Genomic DNA, 18,597 nt, shown 5'->3' with positions numbered 1-18,597 from the left:
CCTCCTAGTAGCTTTCATTTGTTTGCTGGGTGACAAATGTTTTTATTTCTGACAAATGATAGTCACGCCAATATTTCACAACTCGTATTCCTGCTAACATAGCATGCCCGATTCGAAAATGAATCATACATACGAATTTCGTTTCGGAAATTGCTTCATGAAAAGATGGAGTAATCATTAAACAAGGTGACGTTTGTAGTTTCATATATTTGCTAAATAATGCAACCAAACTATATTTCAACGACCATCCTAATCCGACAATCATCCCTGTTGCCGCTGCATCTCCTGTTCCGATTTTCGTCTGCCATTCGAATTTCGTAATGGATATATGACGAAGGAATTTTTTTATAATTGCATTCAGTCGTACGACATGTCTGGCAAACTCCTTTGCTTTCTGAAAGCTATCGATAATATCCTCTAGCGTATACTTGCTTCGGTTTGGCTTGCTTTCAGAAATATTTTTTACTGTTTCTTTATGATCAACGACAATGCCCGGCGATTCTGTTTCTATTTTTACTAATGGTATATGTATCGTATATCGAATAATCCCAAATAATGTTCGAAACGTAATTTTCCATTCATCATCATCTTGTGCATGTTGAAAAAGAATTGTAATCGACAACTTCATCACCGATAAAACAAAAATCAATAGAAAAAGAGCGACAACTATACTTACCGCAATTTTCAACATCAGCACTCCCCTTCAACATACCATTGTCACCATATGCGCAAAAAAATAAACCTGCCAATATGACAGGTTTATTCATGAATGACAAGTGTATCAGCAAACTGGTCGTGCATCCCTTTTTTCTTTTCTGAAAAAGCGACAAAAAGAAATCCGATAAATAAAATCGTTTTCGCGATAAACTTTCCGATCACTTCACGAAATAAGACGGTCGTCCATGTTAATGGCTTTCCTGACTCATCAATCACTTTTAATCCAAATACCATTTTTCCTAATGTTTGTTGAAAGAATTTTGTCATCAATACAAAATATGCATAAAATGTCAAGGTCGTAGCAATCGTTGCTGGCGCAAACATATTCGTCCGATCGACAGAAATATCCAACAGATGAAAGAGCGGAAAAATAAGCAAACGGTTTAAACTGGAGACAACAAGCAAATCGAGCAAATATGCCCAAAATCGCATCCAAAACCCAGCATATCGTACATGAGAAGATACATTTGCGCCAGTTTCGTTTCTTGCCTCTACTGGAACTGGCAGATACTCTCCGGTCATTTTTCCACTTCCTTTATTCAGCATATAAATACATTAAGCGCGGTGAAGAAGGTTTAGAAAGCAATTTTATTAATTCGGTTGCTTCATGCTTTGGCGTTGCGTTTCGATTGAACGCCATTTGAAATAGGGAACTAAATGAAAATTCATTTGTATATTTCACCACTTGCGCGTCCGACAAACGATGGTCTTTTTTTAATGCGGCGATCGTATCGTCCAAATAACCAAATTCGTCAATCAAATGCAATTGTTTTGCCTGTCTTCCATCATAAATTCGCCCATCGGCAATTTTTCGAACTTCGCTTTCCGGAAGATGTCTGCCTTCGGAAATCACTTTCACAAATCCCTCATAAGAATTTTGAATTAGTTGCTGCAATATTTTCTTTTCTTCTTCCGTCATTTCCCTTGTCGGATTCATAATGTCTTTATACGGTCCGCTTTTGATCGTGACAAGCTTTACTCCATACTTTTTAGCAAGTCCTTCATAGTTTAAACTTTGCATAATCACCCCCAGCGAACCGGTAATCGTTTCAGGACTTGCGAAAATTTTATCCCCTGCCGTCGAAATATAGTATCCTCCCGAAGCTGCCATCGATCCCATTGAAACGTAAATTGGTTTCTTCGTTTCTTTTTTTAGCTCCAGCAGTTGGTCGTGAATCTCCGCGCTTTCCACGACGCCGCCCCCAGGTGAATTTACTCTTAGCACAATCGCTTTTACCGTATCGTCATTTTTTGCTTGCTCAATCATTCGCAAAAATGATTGATGATCATATCCTGCTGCAGCAAATAGCGCCCCCGTATCTCCTACATCTTGAATGACTCCATTTACTTCAAGAACAACGATTTTTTGCAATTCATCGCCATCTTCAAGAACCTCTTCGCTGAACTCATTCTGCACTAATGCAAGCCAATTTCCCGACCATTTTTCCACATCGCTTGTTAACAGTGTAGTAATAACGTTTACTAAGGCGGAAAAAACAAATAATACAACAGCAATCAATAACGCAATCCATCGCTTTCGATTCATCATTCTTCCCCCTATGAAAACAACTTATTTTTAGATTTCGTGTAAAAGTGTTACACTAAATTATGTATACTTCACTTATTGTACCATAATTACCAATTGACTAAAATATGACAACGAGACAATGGGAGGGTTTTAAATGGCAGACGAGCGCAATCATCTTTATTTTTTTTATAAGCGTGATGAACAACTGATGAAACGTGTAGAACCGCTGATCACGCTTGCAAAACAAGGTCCGTTTGTGGTAGTCGATGATCATAAAAAAGCGAATATCATCGTCAGCATCGGGGACGATGGCTCGTTTTTACAAGCGGTGCGTCAAACAGGATTTCGCAACGATTGCTTATATGTCGGGATTTCCACACTTCCGTCACGCGGGTTTTACTGCGACTTTCAAATTGATGACATTGATCATATGGCAGAAGCAATAAAAAATTTACAGCTGGAAGTAAGAAAATATCCAATTATTCAAGTTACCATTGATGGCACCGCTTCATTTTTCTGTTTAAACGAATGTTCCATTCGCTCGCAAATTATTAAAACATTAACGATGGACGTATTTATTGACGACCTGCACTTTGAAACGTTTCGTGGAGATGGAATCATCATTTCGACACCGACAGGAAGTACGGCATATAATAAATCGGTAAACGGCGCTGTCGTTGATCCGCTTCTTCCTTGCTTTCAAGTAAGCGAGTTAGCTTCACTCAATAATAACCGTTACCGGACGCTCGGTTCATCGTTTATTTTAAGCGGAGAGCGAAAATTAACTTTAAAAATGTCCGATGAAACAAGCCATTTTCCAATCATTGGTTTAGATAATGAAGCATTAAGCATTCAACATATTGAAAAAATTGATGTCATCTTAAGCGACAGAGTGATTAAAACCGTCCGTTTAAAAGACAATTCTTTCTGGGACAAAGTAAAACGAGTGTTTTTATAAGAAAACTCTCTCTGGAAGTAAACCGTTCTTCGCCCGCTGGGGTGTTCTTGCTTTTGTTGTGATTTAGCTTTTTGATAAGACAAGTCAGTCTGGAGACAGTCTTTCGCCCACAATGCCGTTTAAGAGCAAAAAAGGACTGTTTCCTGTTTGAAACAGTCCTTTTTTTACTTTTTTATTGCTACTTTGCAAGGCGCATCTCGCGTTCGCGCAGCTCCACGCGACGGATTTTTCCTGACGGCGTTTTCGGCAAATCATCGACAAATTCAATTTTACGCGGGTATTTATACGGTGCGGTCAGCTGTTTGACATGCTCCTGCAGCTTTGGAATCAGCGCCGGATCATTTTTATCTACTCCTTCGCGAAGAACAACAAACGCTTTCACAACATAACCGCGTATTTCATCTGGACTAGCGACGACAGCACACTCTTTTACCGCAGGGTGCTTGACAAGGTCGTCTTCTACTTCAAACGGTCCGATTGTATAACCGGAGCTAATGATAATATCATCTCCACGCCCTTCAAACCAAAAATACCCATCTTCATCTTTTCTCGCTTTATCCCCTGTAATATAATAATCACCGCGGAATTGCATCGCCGTTCTTTCCGGATCTTTATAGTAATACTTAAACAGCGTTGGAGTGTCGACGTGGACGGCGATATCGCCAACTTCGCCGACGGCGCAAGGTTCCCCGTTTTCATTGATAATCTCAACGATGTTTCCCGGCGTCGGTTTGCCCATGGAGCCTGGTTTGATCTTCATACCTTTCATAACGCCGACAAGCAATGTATTTTCCGTTTGTCCATATCCATCCCGGACTTGAATGTTGAAATATTTTTCAAACGTATCAATCACTTCCCTGTTAAGCGGCTCTCCGGCTGATACGGCGCTGCGGAGATGCGGAAGCTTATAATCGCCGATATTTGGCACTTTTGCCATTAGCCGATACTCCGTCGGCGTGCAGCAAAGCACATTTACTTCGTACTTGCTTAAAAGCTGTAAATATTTTTCTGGATCAAACCGGCCATAATACACAAACCCAGTGGCGCCTGAACCGAGCGTTGATAAAAACGGGCTCCAAATCCATTTTTGCCATCCTGGACCGGCAGTCGCCCAGACAAGATCATTTTCTTCGATGCATAACCAATTTTTCGCAGCGATGCGCAAATGCGCATACCCCCACCCGTGCGAATGAACGACCCCTTTCGGATTTCCGGTCGTTCCCGATGTATAGGATAAAAACGCCATATCATCACGGGATGTGTCAGCAGCAACAAGCTCATCGCTTTCTGCCTTCATCGCTTCCTCTAAATTGATCCAACCGCTCGGTTTCGTCTTTCCGACAACGAATTTCATAATATGGTCAATGTTTCCGATCGGTTCAAATTGATCCACATATGGCTCATACGCAATAATCGCTTTTACCTCACCATGGGAAATACGGTATTGCAGATCTTTTGTGCGGAGCATTTCCGAACTCGGAATGACTACCAGCCCCGCTTTTAATGTTCCTAAATATACTTCATACGCTTCAATTAAGCGGGGCACCATAACAAGCACTTTATCCCCTTTTTCAAGCCCACGTTTTAATAAAGCGTTTCCAATTTGATTGGCGTGTTTGATTAAATCGCCATATGTAATCTCCCGTGTTTCCCCTTGTTCATTTTCCCATTTTAAAGCAAGCTTATTCGGATTAACCATCGCATGTTTTTCGATCTCAGACGTTAAATTATAGCGTTCCGGCGCGATGAAATTTTCCCGCTTCATTTTCTCCAACTCCCCTTTACAATATGATAGGTGCCAATTTAGCGCATGCTACTTACATTATACAAAATAATTTATATATTTTGAATATTTTTAAAAAATAATAAAAGGCGGGATAAACCCGCCTTCGTAGCCATATATATTCAATTAAAATTGTTGTTGAGTACCGCCTAATTGTTGTTGCGCCATAGCAACAAGGCGTTTTGTGATTTCTCCCCCAACAGAACCGTTAGCGCGAGAAGTAGTATCAGCGCCTAATTTTACGCCAAATTCTTGAGCGATTTCGTATTTCATTTGTTCAAGAGCTTGTTGTGCTCCTGGAACAAGCAATTGATTCGAATTGTTGTTGCGTGCCATATGTTTTCACCTCCTTGTACCTATAGAATGTGTGAAAACATATGGCTTCATGCATTTATCTCATTGGTAAATTTCGGGATTTAGAATAACTGTTCAAACTCATCTTCCGTTGCGGAATGTTCGTCGATGACCATCGTTTCCGTATTTGCGATCGCCTTCTCTATTAATGGTTGTAAATCAACAAAACTTTCATAATGAACCACTTTTTCTTTTTTGGTTTTGTTTTTGGCGATCTTGGCGTAAAAATGGTACAACAATCTTCATATGGAAGAATCGAAATATCGTGTGTGTCAATTTTTTTAGCAATGTCGATAATTTCTATTTTATCCATCGATACAAGCGGCCGCAAAATCGGCGTTGTGGTGACATCATTAATGACAAACATGCTTTCTAGAGTTTGGCTGGCAACTTGTCCAAGGCTTTCCCCTGTCACAATCGCAAGTGCGCGATGCCGCTGACGCAACGCATCAGTAATTTTTAGCATTGCTCTTCTTGTTGAAATAAGCGAGTATTCGTTTGGCACTTGTGTATAAATGGCTTGCTGCACTTCTGTAAAAGGAACAATGTGAAGTTTTATTTTTCCTCCGTACGTGGTTAATTTTTTCACTAAATCAATCACTTTTTGTTTTGCCCGATCGCTTGTAAACGGCGGACTAAAAAAGTGAACCGCTTCTATTTCCAATCCGCGCTTCATTGCCAAATACCCGGCAACTGGGCTATCGATTCCACCGGAAAGCATGAGCATTGCTTTGCCGCTCGATCCCACCGGCAAGCCCCCGGGACCTGGAATATCGTGACACGTGATATATGTGCCTTCTTGGCGAACTTCCACGCGGACATCGATATCAGGATCATGTACATTTACCGTTAACCCGTCTGTATTGCGCAAAATATGAGCGCCAATTTCATAATTTAACTCGCTGCTTCCATACGGAAATTGCTTGTCCACTCTTCGAGCGCTTATTTTAAACGTTTTTCCTTCATGAGGAAGCTGCTTAACAGCTGCCAATGCTGTTTCTTTTATTTCGTTCAATTCATTATGACATTTCATTGCTAAACTAAATGAATGAATGCCAAATACATTTTTTAATTTGTCAATAATCGGTTCATGCGGTTCTCCGTTTAGTAAAATGTACATGCGATCACGCATATATTCGATTTTAATATTCGGAAACGCATGAAGTTTTTTAGCGACATTATCTTTTAAACGGCGAACAAACAAGTTTCGATTTCGACCTTTTGTCGTCATTTCTCCATAGCGAATTAAAATACGGTCATATTTCATAGCAATTACCTCGTTACCTCTCTTAATTTTTCGATTGCCTTTTTCATCACGGCGATAGCAATCGGAATTTCTTCGAGCGTATTTTCAAAGGAAAGGCTAATGCGAATGCCGCTTTCCGCCCGTTTGTCCCCCATTCCCATCGCCAATAATGTTTTACTTGGCGCCTTCTTTTTCGAAGAACACGCCGATGTAGTGGAAACAAAAATATCGTTTTTTTCCAATTCATGAACAAACACTTCCGGTTTAATGCCATCTAAAGAAAAGTTAATAATATGCGGGGCGGAATGCTCTAATGGCGTATTTATTTGAATAAAGGGAATCTCTTTTAATTCATTGAGCCAAGCTTGCTTGACTTCAAGTAAATAATCGATTTGTTTGTCGTATTTTTCTAACGACATCCGCAACGCTTTTGCCATTGCTACAATTGCCGGAACATTTTCGGTCCCAGAACGGAGCTGCATTTCCTGCCCTCCGCCCGCTAACAACGGCGAAAGCTGAATTCCTTGGCGAACGTATAAAATTCCCGCACCACGCAGCCCATGAAACTTATGAGCCGACATTGTACATAAATCAATATGCGCTTTTTTCATATCAAGCGGTACTTTACTGATTCCTTGCACTCGGTCGACATGGAAAATCGTTTTCGGATAGCTCGAAAGCAGCTCACCAATCTCTTCTACAGGTTGAATAGCGCCAACTTCATTATTGACATGCATAATCGAAACGAGAATCGTATCATCGCGCAGCGCTTTTTTTACTTGCTCAACTGTAACGACACCATTTTCATTCACCGGTAAATATGTCACTTCAAATCCTAATTGTTCCAATTGATGGCAAGCCTCTGATACAGATGGATGCTCAATCGCCGTCGTGATAATATGATTGCCGCGATGGCGATATTGAAAGGCAACTCCTTTTATGGCAAAATTATTTGCTTCCGTTCCTCCAGATGTAAAAATAATTTCGCTCGGTTTGACTTGCAATGACGCGGCAATTTGTTCACGAGCTTGCGTTAATAGCCGCTCCGCTTTCATTCCTAATTCGTGAAGAGAGGACGGATTTCCGAAATACTTTGTAGCCACAGTGACAAACGAATCCACCACTTCAGGAAACGGTTTTGTTGTTGCGCTGTTATCTAAATAAATCATCACGTCCATCCTCCGATTATCGTTAACAAATTGTACACTAGTAAGTAATTATAATAAAGAAAGCCGTTAAACATCAACCGAAACATATTATACTTACATTATTCGCAAAAAAACCGATAAATATCTCTATCTATCCAGTGATATTTATCGGTCTTGCGAATCGTTTATTCTTCCTTGGAACGTTCATCACGAAAAATTTGTTGAATGCGTTGAAGCGCACCAGGCTCCACTTTTTCTAAAGCCGCTACCGCTTGCTCCAGCGCCTGTTCATAATCGTAATGGCGAAATAGAAATTCGGCTTCTTCCAATCCTTCTTTTACGCTAGGATAGCGACGGCGGTAGCGGTTCCCATATTGAATCACTTTTTCGACAAGAGATGCTTGCTCAATCATTTCCACCGTCCGTTCATATACGCGCTGAACCATGTTTCCGGATTCCTCCAACGCTTGATGGACAGCAGACATATTAAGCGGTTTTTCCTCCAAACGCACCGCGACTTTCATCAAACTATCTTTTGCTTCCGACAATTGCAATTCGTAAGATTTTGGAAGCCCTGGCAACCGGCTTTTTTGCACAAGCCGCATTGCTTCCGACAGCTTTTTCTTCATCTCATCTAGTTTTTCGCGGGCAACTAGCTCGTCTTTTCGCAATGTTTGCAACATCTTGCGAAACTCCTCATGCTCTTCTTTCATCATTTCTATTTGCGCCAACAGCTGCTCTAATTCTTCTTTTAAAAGCGAATGAGCGGTTTTCGCTTCTAAAATGCGGGCTTGAATGATTTCAAAACGCTTCATTAACTGATGGATTTGTTTTTCAATGCTGCGATATTTTTCAAGATCTTTTGTCGATAACCGATAGCTTTGCTGTACAAACAATGTTTCTTCACTTGTTTCTTTCGCTTCTTCGTTGAGCTCGTTCAACATTTCTTCAATACGAGACATTTCTGTTTTTATGTAGTGATGGGAAATTACTTCTTTTTCCAATAAATCGTATAATGTATCAATCTCTTCTTTTATTTCAGTAATCCCTTGTTTTGCTTCTTCTACTTGCAAATCGCCAATCATTTGCATACACTGTTCAATTTTTTCCCGCTTTTGCACTATTTCCCGATCTATTTGTAAATGATCAAGGATATAGCCTTCCTGCTTCATTTCTTTATATCCATCGTAAAGCTCCTCCAGCTGGGCTGGAATCGTTGTTTGACACTCTGTTAATAATTCTGGAATATCGCTCATCATCTCTGTAACTTTGTTTAGTTCCCCTTTTGATGAAAGAACGATTTCCCGCGCAGCCAAGTAGTTTCCTGATGCTGTTAATTCCTCAAACTGTTTAAATTTTGATTCGATCTCTTCTAATTTTTCATCTAGCTTTGCCGCTGCAACTCCGAACGTATACCGATAAGCCAACAACGTTTTTTTCGCTTCACGATACATTGTTCTTAACTCTTCTATTTCAGTACGGTTTTGCTCCTCACTGCCGATCAATTCATGCACTTCATCAATAATGAGTTGAACTTCCTCTTCCGCTTGACGCAGCAGCTGATCGATTTCACGCAACACCGCTTTTGCTTTTGCATAACGATATTTATCAAGCAATTCTTCTGTATCAAATAATTTTTCTTCCACGTCAGGCAATTTAACAGCTACGAGATCGTCCCACTTTTGCCGCCACTTCTCAAACAATTGTTCCGTTTCTCCCGTCATATTCAATTGTTTTACTTTCGAAAGTTCATCGGGCACCGGTCGATTCATAATCGAAATTTTCCACGCTTCCAGTCGATCAATTTCGCTATACATTTTTTTTCGGTACACATGATTATATATCATTACTCCGCCAAGAAGGAGTAGAACGATAACTGCGATTTCCATCAAGAAATAGCCCCCTTGCACCCGAGTTAGTCACAAAAGAAAATGAGGTTAACCGAGAAGGCAAATTTGCGTAATGTTTTTTCAATGTTTTTATGATACCATGTTAACGACATTTTTTGACCAAATTTTTTATTTTTTTCACAGAAATCTTCATTTTTCTTATATTAAGGAAGGAGTGAGTCATTTTGCGTGACGGGCACATCCATACCCCGTTTTGTCCGCACGGAAGCGGCGATTCACTAGAACAATACGTTGAACGGGCCATTATGCTTGGCTATAAAGAAATTTCTTTTACAGAGCATGCCCCGCTTCCAGAAGGATTTACCGATCCGACACCATATCAAGATAGCGCAATGCGTCGCGAACAAATCGATCATTATTTCGCATCATTAACCGATTTGAAAGCACGTTATCAAAATGATATTATCATCCACATCGGTCTTGAAGTCGATTTTATTCTCGGTTTCGAAGAAAAAACAGCACGATTTTTAGAAGATGTCGGACCGTTGTTAGATGACGGCATTTTATCTGTACATTTTCTCTATTGCAAAGGACAGTACGTCTGTATCGATTACAGCCCTGAAATGTTCGCCGATATCATAACATTATTCGGCTCGATCGACAATGTGTACAATGCGTATTACGACACAGTTTTGCAATCGATTCGCGCAAATCTTGGCCCGTATAAACCGAAACGCATTGGCCATATGACGCTTATCCATAAATTTCAAAAACGCTTCCCTTGTTCTTCACCGATGACGGAGCCGCTGTTACGGATTCTCGATGAAATAAAACTCCGCGATTATGAGCTTGACTATAACGGTGCAGGTGCTAGAAAACCGCTTTGTTTGCAGCCGTATCCGCCAAACTGGGTAATCCGCGAGGCAATGAAGCGAAACATCCGTATTATATATGGTTCAGACGCACATAGCGCAAACGATTTACATCAAGGAACGGACGTTATGCTAAAAGAAGCGTTTTTCGATTGACAAAGTTTCTATAACCACCATAGAATATCCTCATATGGACAAAGGAGGCGGAAAAACATTGTTTCATGCTGTCGCTTATAACGGAACACGGGAAGAAAACTACGAACTTGTCATTCAACAGCTGCGCGCGTTAATTGAAGGAGAATCAAACTTCATCGCTAATTTAGCCAACGCTTCCGCTTTATTAAATCATTTTTTCGAACAAATCAATTGGGTTGGTTTCTACTTAACGGAAAACGATGAGCTTGTGTTAGGTCCGTTTCAAGGGCTTCCGGCCTGTGTACGCATTCCGTTTGGCAAAGGTGTATGCGGCACCGCCGCAAAAAACAAAAAAACCATCATCGTTCCTGACGTTCATCTGTTTCCAGGGCACATTGCATGTGATGCTGCATCGCAATCAGAAATTGTCGTGCCTATGATAAAAGATGGGAATGTAATCGGTGTACTAGACATTGATAGTCCGATCAAAAATCGTTTTGATGAAACAGATCAAAAATATTTGGAAAAGTTCGTCGACGTCATTATAGCGACATTATAGGATAGAAAACAATAATCGAGAAGAAAGGAATCCGAATGAACGGATTCCTTTTTACACTTTATATTGACGAACATAATCTTTCACAAAAATACAATTCTTTCCTGTTCTTTTCGCCGCATAAAGCGCCTCATCAGCCCGTTTAAATAAATCTTTCGCTTCTTCGGGACGATTTTTTTTCCAATACGAAATGCCGCATGAAATCGTTACAGGAGGATGTGTTTCCTTTCTTACTTTTTCAGCAAGACGATGCGCAATCGAAATTCCTACGGCTAATGACACTTTCGGCAAATAGACGGCAAGTTCCTCCCCGCCCCAACGAGCGCCGATGTCACTAGCGCGAATATTGGAACGAATGATGTTGGCAACCTGAACGAGCACATGATCCCCGATTTGATGTCCATATGTATCATTTACTTGTTTAAAATTATCAATATCGACTAAAATAAACGTTCCAAATTCGTCATGAAGCATCGATGTTTTGATTTGTTCATCTAAATAGCGTCTTGTATACAATTTCGTCAAATAGTCCGTAACAACGTGCTTTTCAAGCTCTTCTCTTAACATCGCATTCGTAAATGCGAGGGTGGAATGTTGAATCAGTGACTGCAACAGTTTAAACATTTCAAACGTAAAATGGTATGGTTCGCGATGTAAAACAATCGTAACTCCTTTTAGCTCCCCATTTTGAACCATAGGAGCAGCCATTAGAGAGTGATAGACAGGAACGGAAAGAGAAGCATGAATTTTTGCATCTCCAACAAAGACGATATCCTTTTCCGTTTTCATTTTCTTTTCCACAAATTCAATATACTTTTTGGATTTACAGGATTGAAAAAATGGTGTGCTCCCAGGTAATAGCTTTCGTTTCCTCCCTTCAAACCAGAAAAAACCGACTTCATCCGCACAAAACGATTGCTTAATTTGCTTTACCATAAATTCAATGGCATCTTGAAGACGCAAATTTGCATTCAACTGGTGTATCGTTTCATTAATTAGCTGTAAATCCGCAACGAGACGACGGGATTGCTCATACAATTTCGCATTTTCCAACGCGCTTCCCGCCGTATTGGCAAGCAAAGAAATAAAATTGATTTCCCTTTTTGGAAACTCCATAATGTAAGGGGCCATAATTTCAATAACACCGTAAACGCCCTGCGCTCCTTTAATCGGCGCATACAAAACGGAACGATGCAGCGAAATGGAGTCTTCAAACTGAATTCTCCCCGTCAAAAAAGCCTGCATCGCTGCCATATTTTCGCCGCTTTCATCAAAAACAAGCGGTTTGATTGGCAAATGCCCGTGATGCTGATTATCGTGCGACAAAAGCAAATGGTATGTAAAGGACGGATATACTTGCTTAAGAGTGTTAATAATTTCCTCGAGCACATCATCAATCTTCATCGATGAATGAATTTTCGCGGCAAACCGATGAAGCTGTTCATAACGTTTTTCATCGCTAAGCCCTTGGGATATCATCCTGAACTTTCGGAAAAGCGTTGAAAAATCTTGTTTGATTTTTTTTAGCAGCCTTCTGCTTATGAAAAGCTGGCGATCATACACTAGCTGCAACATCCCGATTAACTCCTCGGAAAGACGAAGGAAAATTTGCGCGGTTATATACTTTTCATCTTCATGAATTTGTATCGTCTGCTGCTCATCATCTACCATTGCTTTTATATTGTCAGGCAGAATTTGATGACAGAAAGGAGAGTGACTTTCTTCTGATTTCGTGATTGCTTCCGGATAAAACGATTTATTTAAAGGATCAAACACAAAAAAAGCAGCTTGCTTTATCATAAGCTCCTGTTTGAGTAGTAACAGCAATTCTGTGATCACATTGGAAAAATTCTCATAATCATCATACGATAAAAACCAATGAAAAAATTTCTGTTTAAAGGCTCCGTACACTTTTTCTTCTTCTAATTTCATCGCCCTTTTCACCTAAACTGATGTTCTCATTCCAGTTAGTTTTAGAATGGAGTATATACAAAACTTTTCAAAAAATTACATCTTTTATTATATCATATTATCTCGAAATAAGGAAAATAAAAATATTGACTTTGCCCTATAAAAGTCATATAATACCCTTTGTGTAAAATATAGCAGCCTTAGTGCTCACCTTTATGGTTCCATTTTGTTCCTCGATAACGAGGTGTATCGTGTAACTCTTAGCTGCTAGAGCGAGGATACATGAAAACAAAATGGCCATAATTGTTGACGCACGCCTGCTTTTATTTTACCCGAAATAAAAGCAAAAGGAGGAGCATTGAATGGCTCGTTATACAGGTCCAACGTGGAAAATTTCTCGCCGCCTAGGAATCTCCTTAAGCGGTACAGGTAAAGAGTTGCAAAAACGTCCTTACCCACCAGGTCAACATGGTCCAAGTCAACGCAGAAAACTTTCGGAATATGGTCTGCAATTGCAAGAAAAACAAAAACTTCGCCATATGTACGGCGTAAACGAACGTCAATTCCGCAAAACGTTTGAAGAAGCTGGCAAAATGCCTGGTAAACACGGGGAAAACTTTATGATTCTTTTAGAATCACGTTTAGACAACCTTGTTTACCGTTTAGGCTTTGCGCGTACTCGCCGCCAAGCTCGTCAGCTTGTAACGCACGGCCATATTTTAGTTGACGGAAACCGTGTAAACATTCCATCTTATCGCGTGAAACCTGGCCAAACGATTTCTGTCCGCGAAAAATCTCGCAACCTTCAAGTCATTAAAGAAGCATTAGAATTGAACAACTTCGTACCAGATTATTTAACATTGGATGCTGAAAAACTTGAAGGCACATATACTCGTTTACCTGAACGCTCCGAATTGCCATCAGAAATTAACGAAGCATTAATCGTTGAGTTCTACTCTCGTTAATGCGCCGCATCCCTTCAGATATGGTTCTGGAGGGATTTTTTTCTTGTGATCATCTACCAATAAAAAAACCCGGTCTTCCCGGGTTTTTTTATTGGTAGCGAATTAAATAATATTTTTTCTTTCCGCGGCGAATGATGGTAAAACGTCCTTCGATGCGGTTTTCTTTTGTAATCACTGCATTGACGTCTTGTATGCGCTCGCCATTGATGTAAATCGCTCCATTTGTAATATCTTCCCTCGCCTGCCGTTTCGATGGCACAATCTTCGCCATGACAAGGAGTTCCACTAACGGAACTTCCTCTCCCTTATATTCAAAAGAAGGAACGTCTTTAAACCCTTGTTCAATTTCCTCTGCTGTTAATTGTGACACACTTCCACTAAAGAGCGCCTCCGAAATGCGAATCGCTTGCTTCAAGGCTTCTTCTCCATGGACAAGTTTCGTCATTTCTTCAGCTAACGCTTTTTGCGCCGCACGCTGTTCCGGAGCTTTCTGCAATTGTTTTTCTAGCTCTTCAATTTCTTCTTTCGATAAGAACGTAAAGTATTTTAAATATTTAATGACATCACGGTCGTCTGTGTTAATCCAAAATTGGTAAAACTCATATGGAGACGTTTTTTCCCGATCAAGCCAAATGGCTCCGCTCTCTGTTTTCCCGAATTTTGTTCCATCTGCTTTGGTAACAAGCGGAACGGTTAATCCAAATGCTTTTGCATCTCCTTCCGTTTTTCGGATTAACTCTAATCCTGCTGTGATATTTCCCCATTGGTCACTGCCGCCAATTTGCAAACGACATTGTTCGTTTTGATAAAGTTTTAAGAAGTCCAATGATTGTAAAATCATATAGCTAAACTCCGTAAACGAAATGCCTGTCTCGATGCGCGATTGCACCGATTCTTTCGCCAGCATGTAGTTTAGCCCGAAGTTTTTTCCAACATCGCGCAAAAAAGTAATCACATCAAGCGAACCAATCCAATCATAGTTGTTGGCGATTTTCGCCGGATTTTCTTTCGCATCAAAATCTAAAAATCTTGACAATTGTTCTTTAATGCGTTCACTCCATTGTTGCACCGTTTCTTTTGCATTTAATGTACGCTCGCTTTTTTTTCCGCTTGGGTCTCCGATTAGCCCGGTCGCACCGCCAACAAGCGCAATTGGACGATGGCCAGCTAGCTGAAATCGGCGCAGCGTTAAAATCGGCAATAAATGTCCGATGTGCAAACTGTCCGCCGTAGGGTCAAATCCGGAATATAGCGTCACTTTTTCCTCATTTAGTAATTTCTGAAGCCCTTCCTTATCCGTGACTTGGTTAATTAATCCGCGCCATTCCAACTCTTGCAACAAGTCCATTTGATCCACCCCTTTTTTTATTTTTTCATAAAAAAATCGCCCCTTAAACTGAAGGGACGATTGACATCGCGGTACCACCCTACTTAGAAAGCATAGCGCTTTCTCACTTCATTTCGATAACGGCAAATGCCGTCTTTTGCTACTTGGACAATCCGTTCGCAAAAGCTGCTCGAGGAGGTAATTCGTGTTTATCTATGTGCTAGTTCACACCAACCACTAGCTCTCTGAAACAGGGAGATAAACACTACTCGTTCCTGTCATCGCTTTTATGTATATCGTTTTTGATATACATGTTTTTATCATACTCTCATAAATTTGTCAAACCGAATCAGATCGCATTTATAATGAAAGAAAAATGACAAAAGCCGCAATATTCAACAAAAAATATGATATACTGTGTTTACATTTATTTGTTGTTTATATAGGGGGAATGCCCATGGAGCATATAAAACAAACGTTTTCCCTAAAGAAAGCATGGCGCTATTTTCTCATTACATATGAAGTATGTTGGAATCTTTTTCTTATTTTTCTTATTTTCGCACTATGCGCCATTTGCTTTGCGGTCGGTCTTGGCGCCGGATATTTTGCTTTTTTAGTAAAAGATATGCCGCTTCCTTCGTATCAAGAAATGAAAACAGATATTTACAACTATGAGGAAACAACGCATATTTACTTCGCCAATAACGTTTATCTTGGAAATTTCCGCACGGATTTAGAGAGAGAAGAAGTAAAATTGAAAGATGTTTCCCCTTACGTCATAAAAGCACTGATCGCAACAGAAGACGAATATTTTTACGAACATCACGGTATTGTTCCAAAAGCAATTATCCGGGCGCTTTTTCAAGAAGCTACCAACTCTGCAATGCAAACAGGCGGAAGCACGCTAACGCAACAGCTTGTGAAAAATCAAATATTAACCAATGAAGCGTCGTTTGAACGGAAAGCGAAAGAAATATTGCTTGCGCTTCGCCTCGAAAAATTTTTTAGCAAAAATGAAATTTTAGAGGCATATTTAAATGTCGTTCCATTCGGCAGAAACTCATCCGGGCGCAACATTGCCGGCATCCAAGCAGCGGCCCAAGGCGTTTTTGGAGTAAATGCGAAAGATTTAAATCTAGCCCAAGCAGCATTTTTAGCCGGCCTTCCGCAAAGCCCTTTCGTTTATACGCCATTTACAAGCGATGGAAAAGTGAAAAAAGATTTATCCCCAGCATTGCATCGCATGAAAACGGTGTTAACACGCATGAAACAGGAAGGCTATATTTCCGAAAAGCAATATAAAGAAGCGCTGCAATATGATATCGCCAAACATTTTGCGCCACCGAAGCCATCACCGTTTGAGAAATATCCGTGGCTCACGATGGAAATTGAAAAGCGTGCGAAAGAAGCGCTAGCGGAAGTTTTAGCCAAAAAAGATGGGTATGAGAAACAGCAGTTATGGCAAGACGCATCTCTTTATGAACGCTATTTAGCAAAAGCAGAAAAACAGCTTCGCCAAAACGGGTATAACATTTACACAACGATTGACAAAAATATTTACGATCGCATGCAAAAAGTAGTTGCAAATTATCAATATTACGGCGACGACATTATTCAATACGTAAAAGATCAACAGACGGGCAAAACGGTTGCAAAGCGGGAACCTGTCGAAGTCGGTGCAATCCTTATTGAAAATAAGACAGGGAGAATTATTAGCTTTGTCGGCGGCAGAGATTACGGGCGAGAGCAGCTCAATCACGCCACACAAGCATATCGATCAAACGGTTCGACAATGAAACCGCTGCTCGTATATGCGCCAGCAATGGAAATGGGCATTATTCAGCCCGGTTCCATCATCCCAGACACAGAATTACACATCAAGACAGGTAAAGGTTATTACACTCCAAAAAAAGCGGACCGAAAAACACACGGTTTAGTCACCGCTCGACGCGCCTTGCAGTATTCTTATAACATTCCTGCGATTCGAACATATATGAAGATCATGAATCAACATCCAGTACAATATTTGCACAAAATGGGCATTACCAGTGTGGCAAAAACAGAAGAAAACCACGTCGCCTTGGCGATCGGAGGAACGAATAAAGGAGTGACAGTAGAAGAAAATGTCAACGCCTATGCCACATTTGCGAATTACGGAACATTTATCGATGCGTATTTAATTGAAAAAATTGTATCGAAAGATGGACAAGTCATTTACGAACATCAAAGTAAGCCCGTTCCCGTCTTTTCTCCGCAGACATCCTATTTAATGATTGATATGATGAGAGACGTTATTCGCCGAGGCACAGCGTCCTCTCTTCCGTATTATTTAAAATTCCAAGCGGATTGGGCTGGGAAAACGGGAACAGGACAAAATAATCAGGACTCATGGTTTGTTGCAACAAATCCGAACGTTACATTTGGCGTTTGGATGGGATATGATACTCCGGCACCGCTGCAGCTAAAATATAAAGGGTTATCCTATAGCAAACGAACCCAGCTATTATGGGCACAACTAATGAATGCGGCTTATGATGTAAAGCCGCAGCTAATCGCTCCAAAAACGCGATTCAATATGCCAGGCGGCATCGTCCGTCGTGCATATTGTACAGTTTCAGGGTTCGTTCCATCTGATTTATGCGAAAAAGCTGGATTAGTCAACTATGATTTATATAATACAAAATTCACCCCAAAGCAAAGTAAGGACCAATATTTAATCGAAGGACGCTTTGTTGAAGTCAACGGCAAACGGTACATCGCGCTTAATACAACGCCGAGCGAGTTTGTTTCAAGCGGGGTCATACTTAATAAAAAATTGCTCAAAGAACTAGGAATCTACAATATAAACTCCGCCGAGTGGAACGGAACATTATTGGTTAGCGAAATGAAAGAAAACGGAAAACGTCCAGACCCGCCTACCGTCCAACTCACCAATGAAGCAATAACTTGGAAGCCGCACCACGAAAACGACGTCATTGGCTATCGTGTATATTGTGCGGAACAAAAAGGAGCGCCGTTTCGTGTTGTCTCTATCGTTAAAGCTGGAAAATCTTTAACATTTTCTAATCTACAGCCAAAAGCAACATATTATGTGACAGCAGTAGATATAAGCGGCAATGAATCCCCGCCATCGAACATCATTTCTGAACAAAATGCCGCTGTACCAAATCAAGGAAAAAAGAAAACATCAGATAGCCCTTCGAAGAACCATTAAAAAAAAAGCTGATCATATCGATCAGCTTTTTTC

14 protein-coding genes, 1 pseudogene and 1 other annotated feature are annotated in these 18,597 nt (G+C 40.5%); of the genes and pseudogenes, 5 read left to right on the top strand and 10 right to left on the bottom strand.

Annotated elements, in window-relative coordinates; genetic code table 11:
- Positions 1 to 4 precede the first annotated feature (4 nt).
- The 3 genes from NXM86_RS03275 to sppA all read right to left on the bottom strand — a co-directional run bounded on the left by NXM86_RS03275 (position 5) and on the right by sppA (position 2,263).
- Complete coding sequence (locus NXM86_RS03275) at positions 5 to 691, bottom strand: DUF2953 domain-containing protein (protein WP_498958614.1); 687 nt, start codon at positions 689 to 691, stop codon at positions 5 to 7.
- A 68-nt stretch (positions 692 to 759) separates the two neighbouring features.
- On the bottom strand, positions 760 to 1,239 hold the full coding sequence (locus NXM86_RS03270; RefSeq protein WP_498958613.1) for an RDD family protein: 480 nt from the start codon (positions 1,237 to 1,239) through the stop codon (positions 760 to 762).
- A 13-nt stretch (positions 1,240 to 1,252) separates the two neighbouring features.
- Positions 1,253 to 2,263, bottom strand: a complete 1,011-nt coding sequence (sppA, locus tag NXM86_RS03265) for a signal peptide peptidase SppA (RefSeq protein WP_498958989.1) — start codon at positions 2,261 to 2,263, stop codon at positions 1,253 to 1,255.
- 136 nt (positions 2,264 to 2,399) lie between these two features.
- Between sppA and NXM86_RS03260 the strand changes: the two genes are divergently transcribed.
- Positions 2,400 to 3,203 carry an NAD kinase gene (locus NXM86_RS03260; protein WP_015864812.1) on the top strand — a complete coding sequence of 268 codons (804 nt, stop codon included), beginning with the start codon at positions 2,400 to 2,402 and terminating at the stop codon, positions 3,201 to 3,203.
- A gap of 178 nt (positions 3,204 to 3,381) precedes the next feature.
- On the opposite strand, the gene mbcS is transcribed toward NXM86_RS03260, so the two are convergent.
- The 5 genes and pseudogenes from mbcS to ezrA all read right to left on the bottom strand — a co-directional run bounded on the left by mbcS (position 3,382) and on the right by ezrA (position 9,623).
- Complete coding sequence (gene mbcS, locus NXM86_RS03255; protein ID WP_498958612.1) at positions 3,382 to 4,968, bottom strand: acyl-CoA synthetase MbcS; 1,587 nt, start codon at positions 4,966 to 4,968, stop codon at positions 3,382 to 3,384.
- 144 nt (positions 4,969 to 5,112) lie between these two features.
- The gene (locus NXM86_RS03250) at positions 5,113 to 5,322 is read right to left on the bottom strand and encodes an alpha/beta-type small acid-soluble spore protein (protein WP_015864814.1); all 210 of its coding nucleotides are present in this window, start codon (positions 5,320 to 5,322) and stop codon (positions 5,113 to 5,115) included.
- 80 nt (positions 5,323 to 5,402) lie between these two features.
- Positions 5,403 to 6,607: pseudogene (gene thiI / locus NXM86_RS03245) on the bottom strand (tRNA uracil 4-sulfurtransferase ThiI).
- A 5-nt stretch (positions 6,608 to 6,612) separates the two neighbouring features.
- The gene (locus NXM86_RS03240; RefSeq protein ID WP_015864816.1) at positions 6,613 to 7,755 is read right to left on the bottom strand and encodes a cysteine desulfurase family protein; all 1,143 of its coding nucleotides are present in this window, start codon (positions 7,753 to 7,755) and stop codon (positions 6,613 to 6,615) included.
- Positions 7,756 to 7,919: 164 nt separating this feature from the next.
- A complete protein-coding gene (ezrA, locus tag NXM86_RS03235; RefSeq protein ID WP_062754986.1) occupies positions 7,920 to 9,623 on the bottom strand; it encodes a septation ring formation regulator EzrA in 1,704 nt (567 codons plus the stop codon).
- Positions 9,624 to 9,808: 185 nt separating this feature from the next.
- Between ezrA and hisJ the strand changes: the two genes are divergently transcribed.
- Both hisJ and NXM86_RS03225 read left to right on the top strand, forming a co-directional pair.
- The gene (hisJ, locus tag NXM86_RS03230; protein ID WP_081188732.1) at positions 9,809 to 10,612 is read left to right on the top strand and encodes a histidinol-phosphatase HisJ; all 804 of its coding nucleotides are present in this window, start codon (positions 9,809 to 9,811) and stop codon (positions 10,610 to 10,612) included.
- A 58-nt stretch (positions 10,613 to 10,670) separates the two neighbouring features.
- On the top strand, positions 10,671 to 11,150 hold the full coding sequence (locus NXM86_RS03225; RefSeq protein ID WP_015864819.1) for a free L-methionine (R)-S-oxide reductase MsrC: 480 nt from the start codon (positions 10,671 to 10,673) through the stop codon (positions 11,148 to 11,150).
- Between the two features lie 51 nt (positions 11,151 to 11,201).
- Here NXM86_RS03225 and NXM86_RS03220 read toward each other — a convergent pair whose 3' ends face one another.
- Complete coding sequence (locus tag NXM86_RS03220) at positions 11,202 to 13,079, bottom strand: sensor domain-containing diguanylate cyclase (protein WP_498958609.1); 1,878 nt, start codon at positions 13,077 to 13,079, stop codon at positions 11,202 to 11,204.
- Positions 13,080 to 13,420: 341 nt separating this feature from the next.
- Between NXM86_RS03220 and rpsD the strand changes: the two genes are divergently transcribed.
- Positions 13,421 to 14,023 carry a 30S ribosomal protein S4 gene (gene rpsD / locus NXM86_RS03215; protein ID WP_015864821.1) on the top strand — a complete coding sequence of 201 codons (603 nt, stop codon included), beginning with the start codon at positions 13,421 to 13,423 and terminating at the stop codon, positions 14,021 to 14,023.
- Positions 14,024 to 14,111: 88 nt separating this feature from the next.
- Here the strand turns inward: rpsD and tyrS are convergent, their stop codons facing one another.
- Positions 14,112 to 15,371, bottom strand: a complete 1,260-nt coding sequence (tyrS, locus tag NXM86_RS03210) for a tyrosine--tRNA ligase (protein WP_015864822.1) — start codon at positions 15,369 to 15,371, stop codon at positions 14,112 to 14,114.
- A gap of 49 nt (positions 15,372 to 15,420) precedes the next feature.
- Positions 15,421 to 15,641, bottom strand: a binding site (T-box leader).
- 166 nt (positions 15,642 to 15,807) lie between these two features.
- Here tyrS and NXM86_RS03205 point away from each other — a divergent pair.
- Entirely contained in the window at positions 15,808 to 18,564 is a 2,757-nt protein-coding gene (locus tag NXM86_RS03205; RefSeq protein WP_498958608.1) for a transglycosylase domain-containing protein, read from the top strand.
- Positions 18,565 to 18,597: the final 33 nt, after the last annotated feature.

The sequence above is a fragment of the Geobacillus sp. CX412 genome (genome assembly GCF_027942335.1).
GTDB lineage: Bacteria > Bacillota > Bacilli > Bacillales > Anoxybacillaceae > Parageobacillus_B > Parageobacillus_B toebii.
This window is presented reverse-complemented; position numbering and strand designations above follow the sequence as displayed.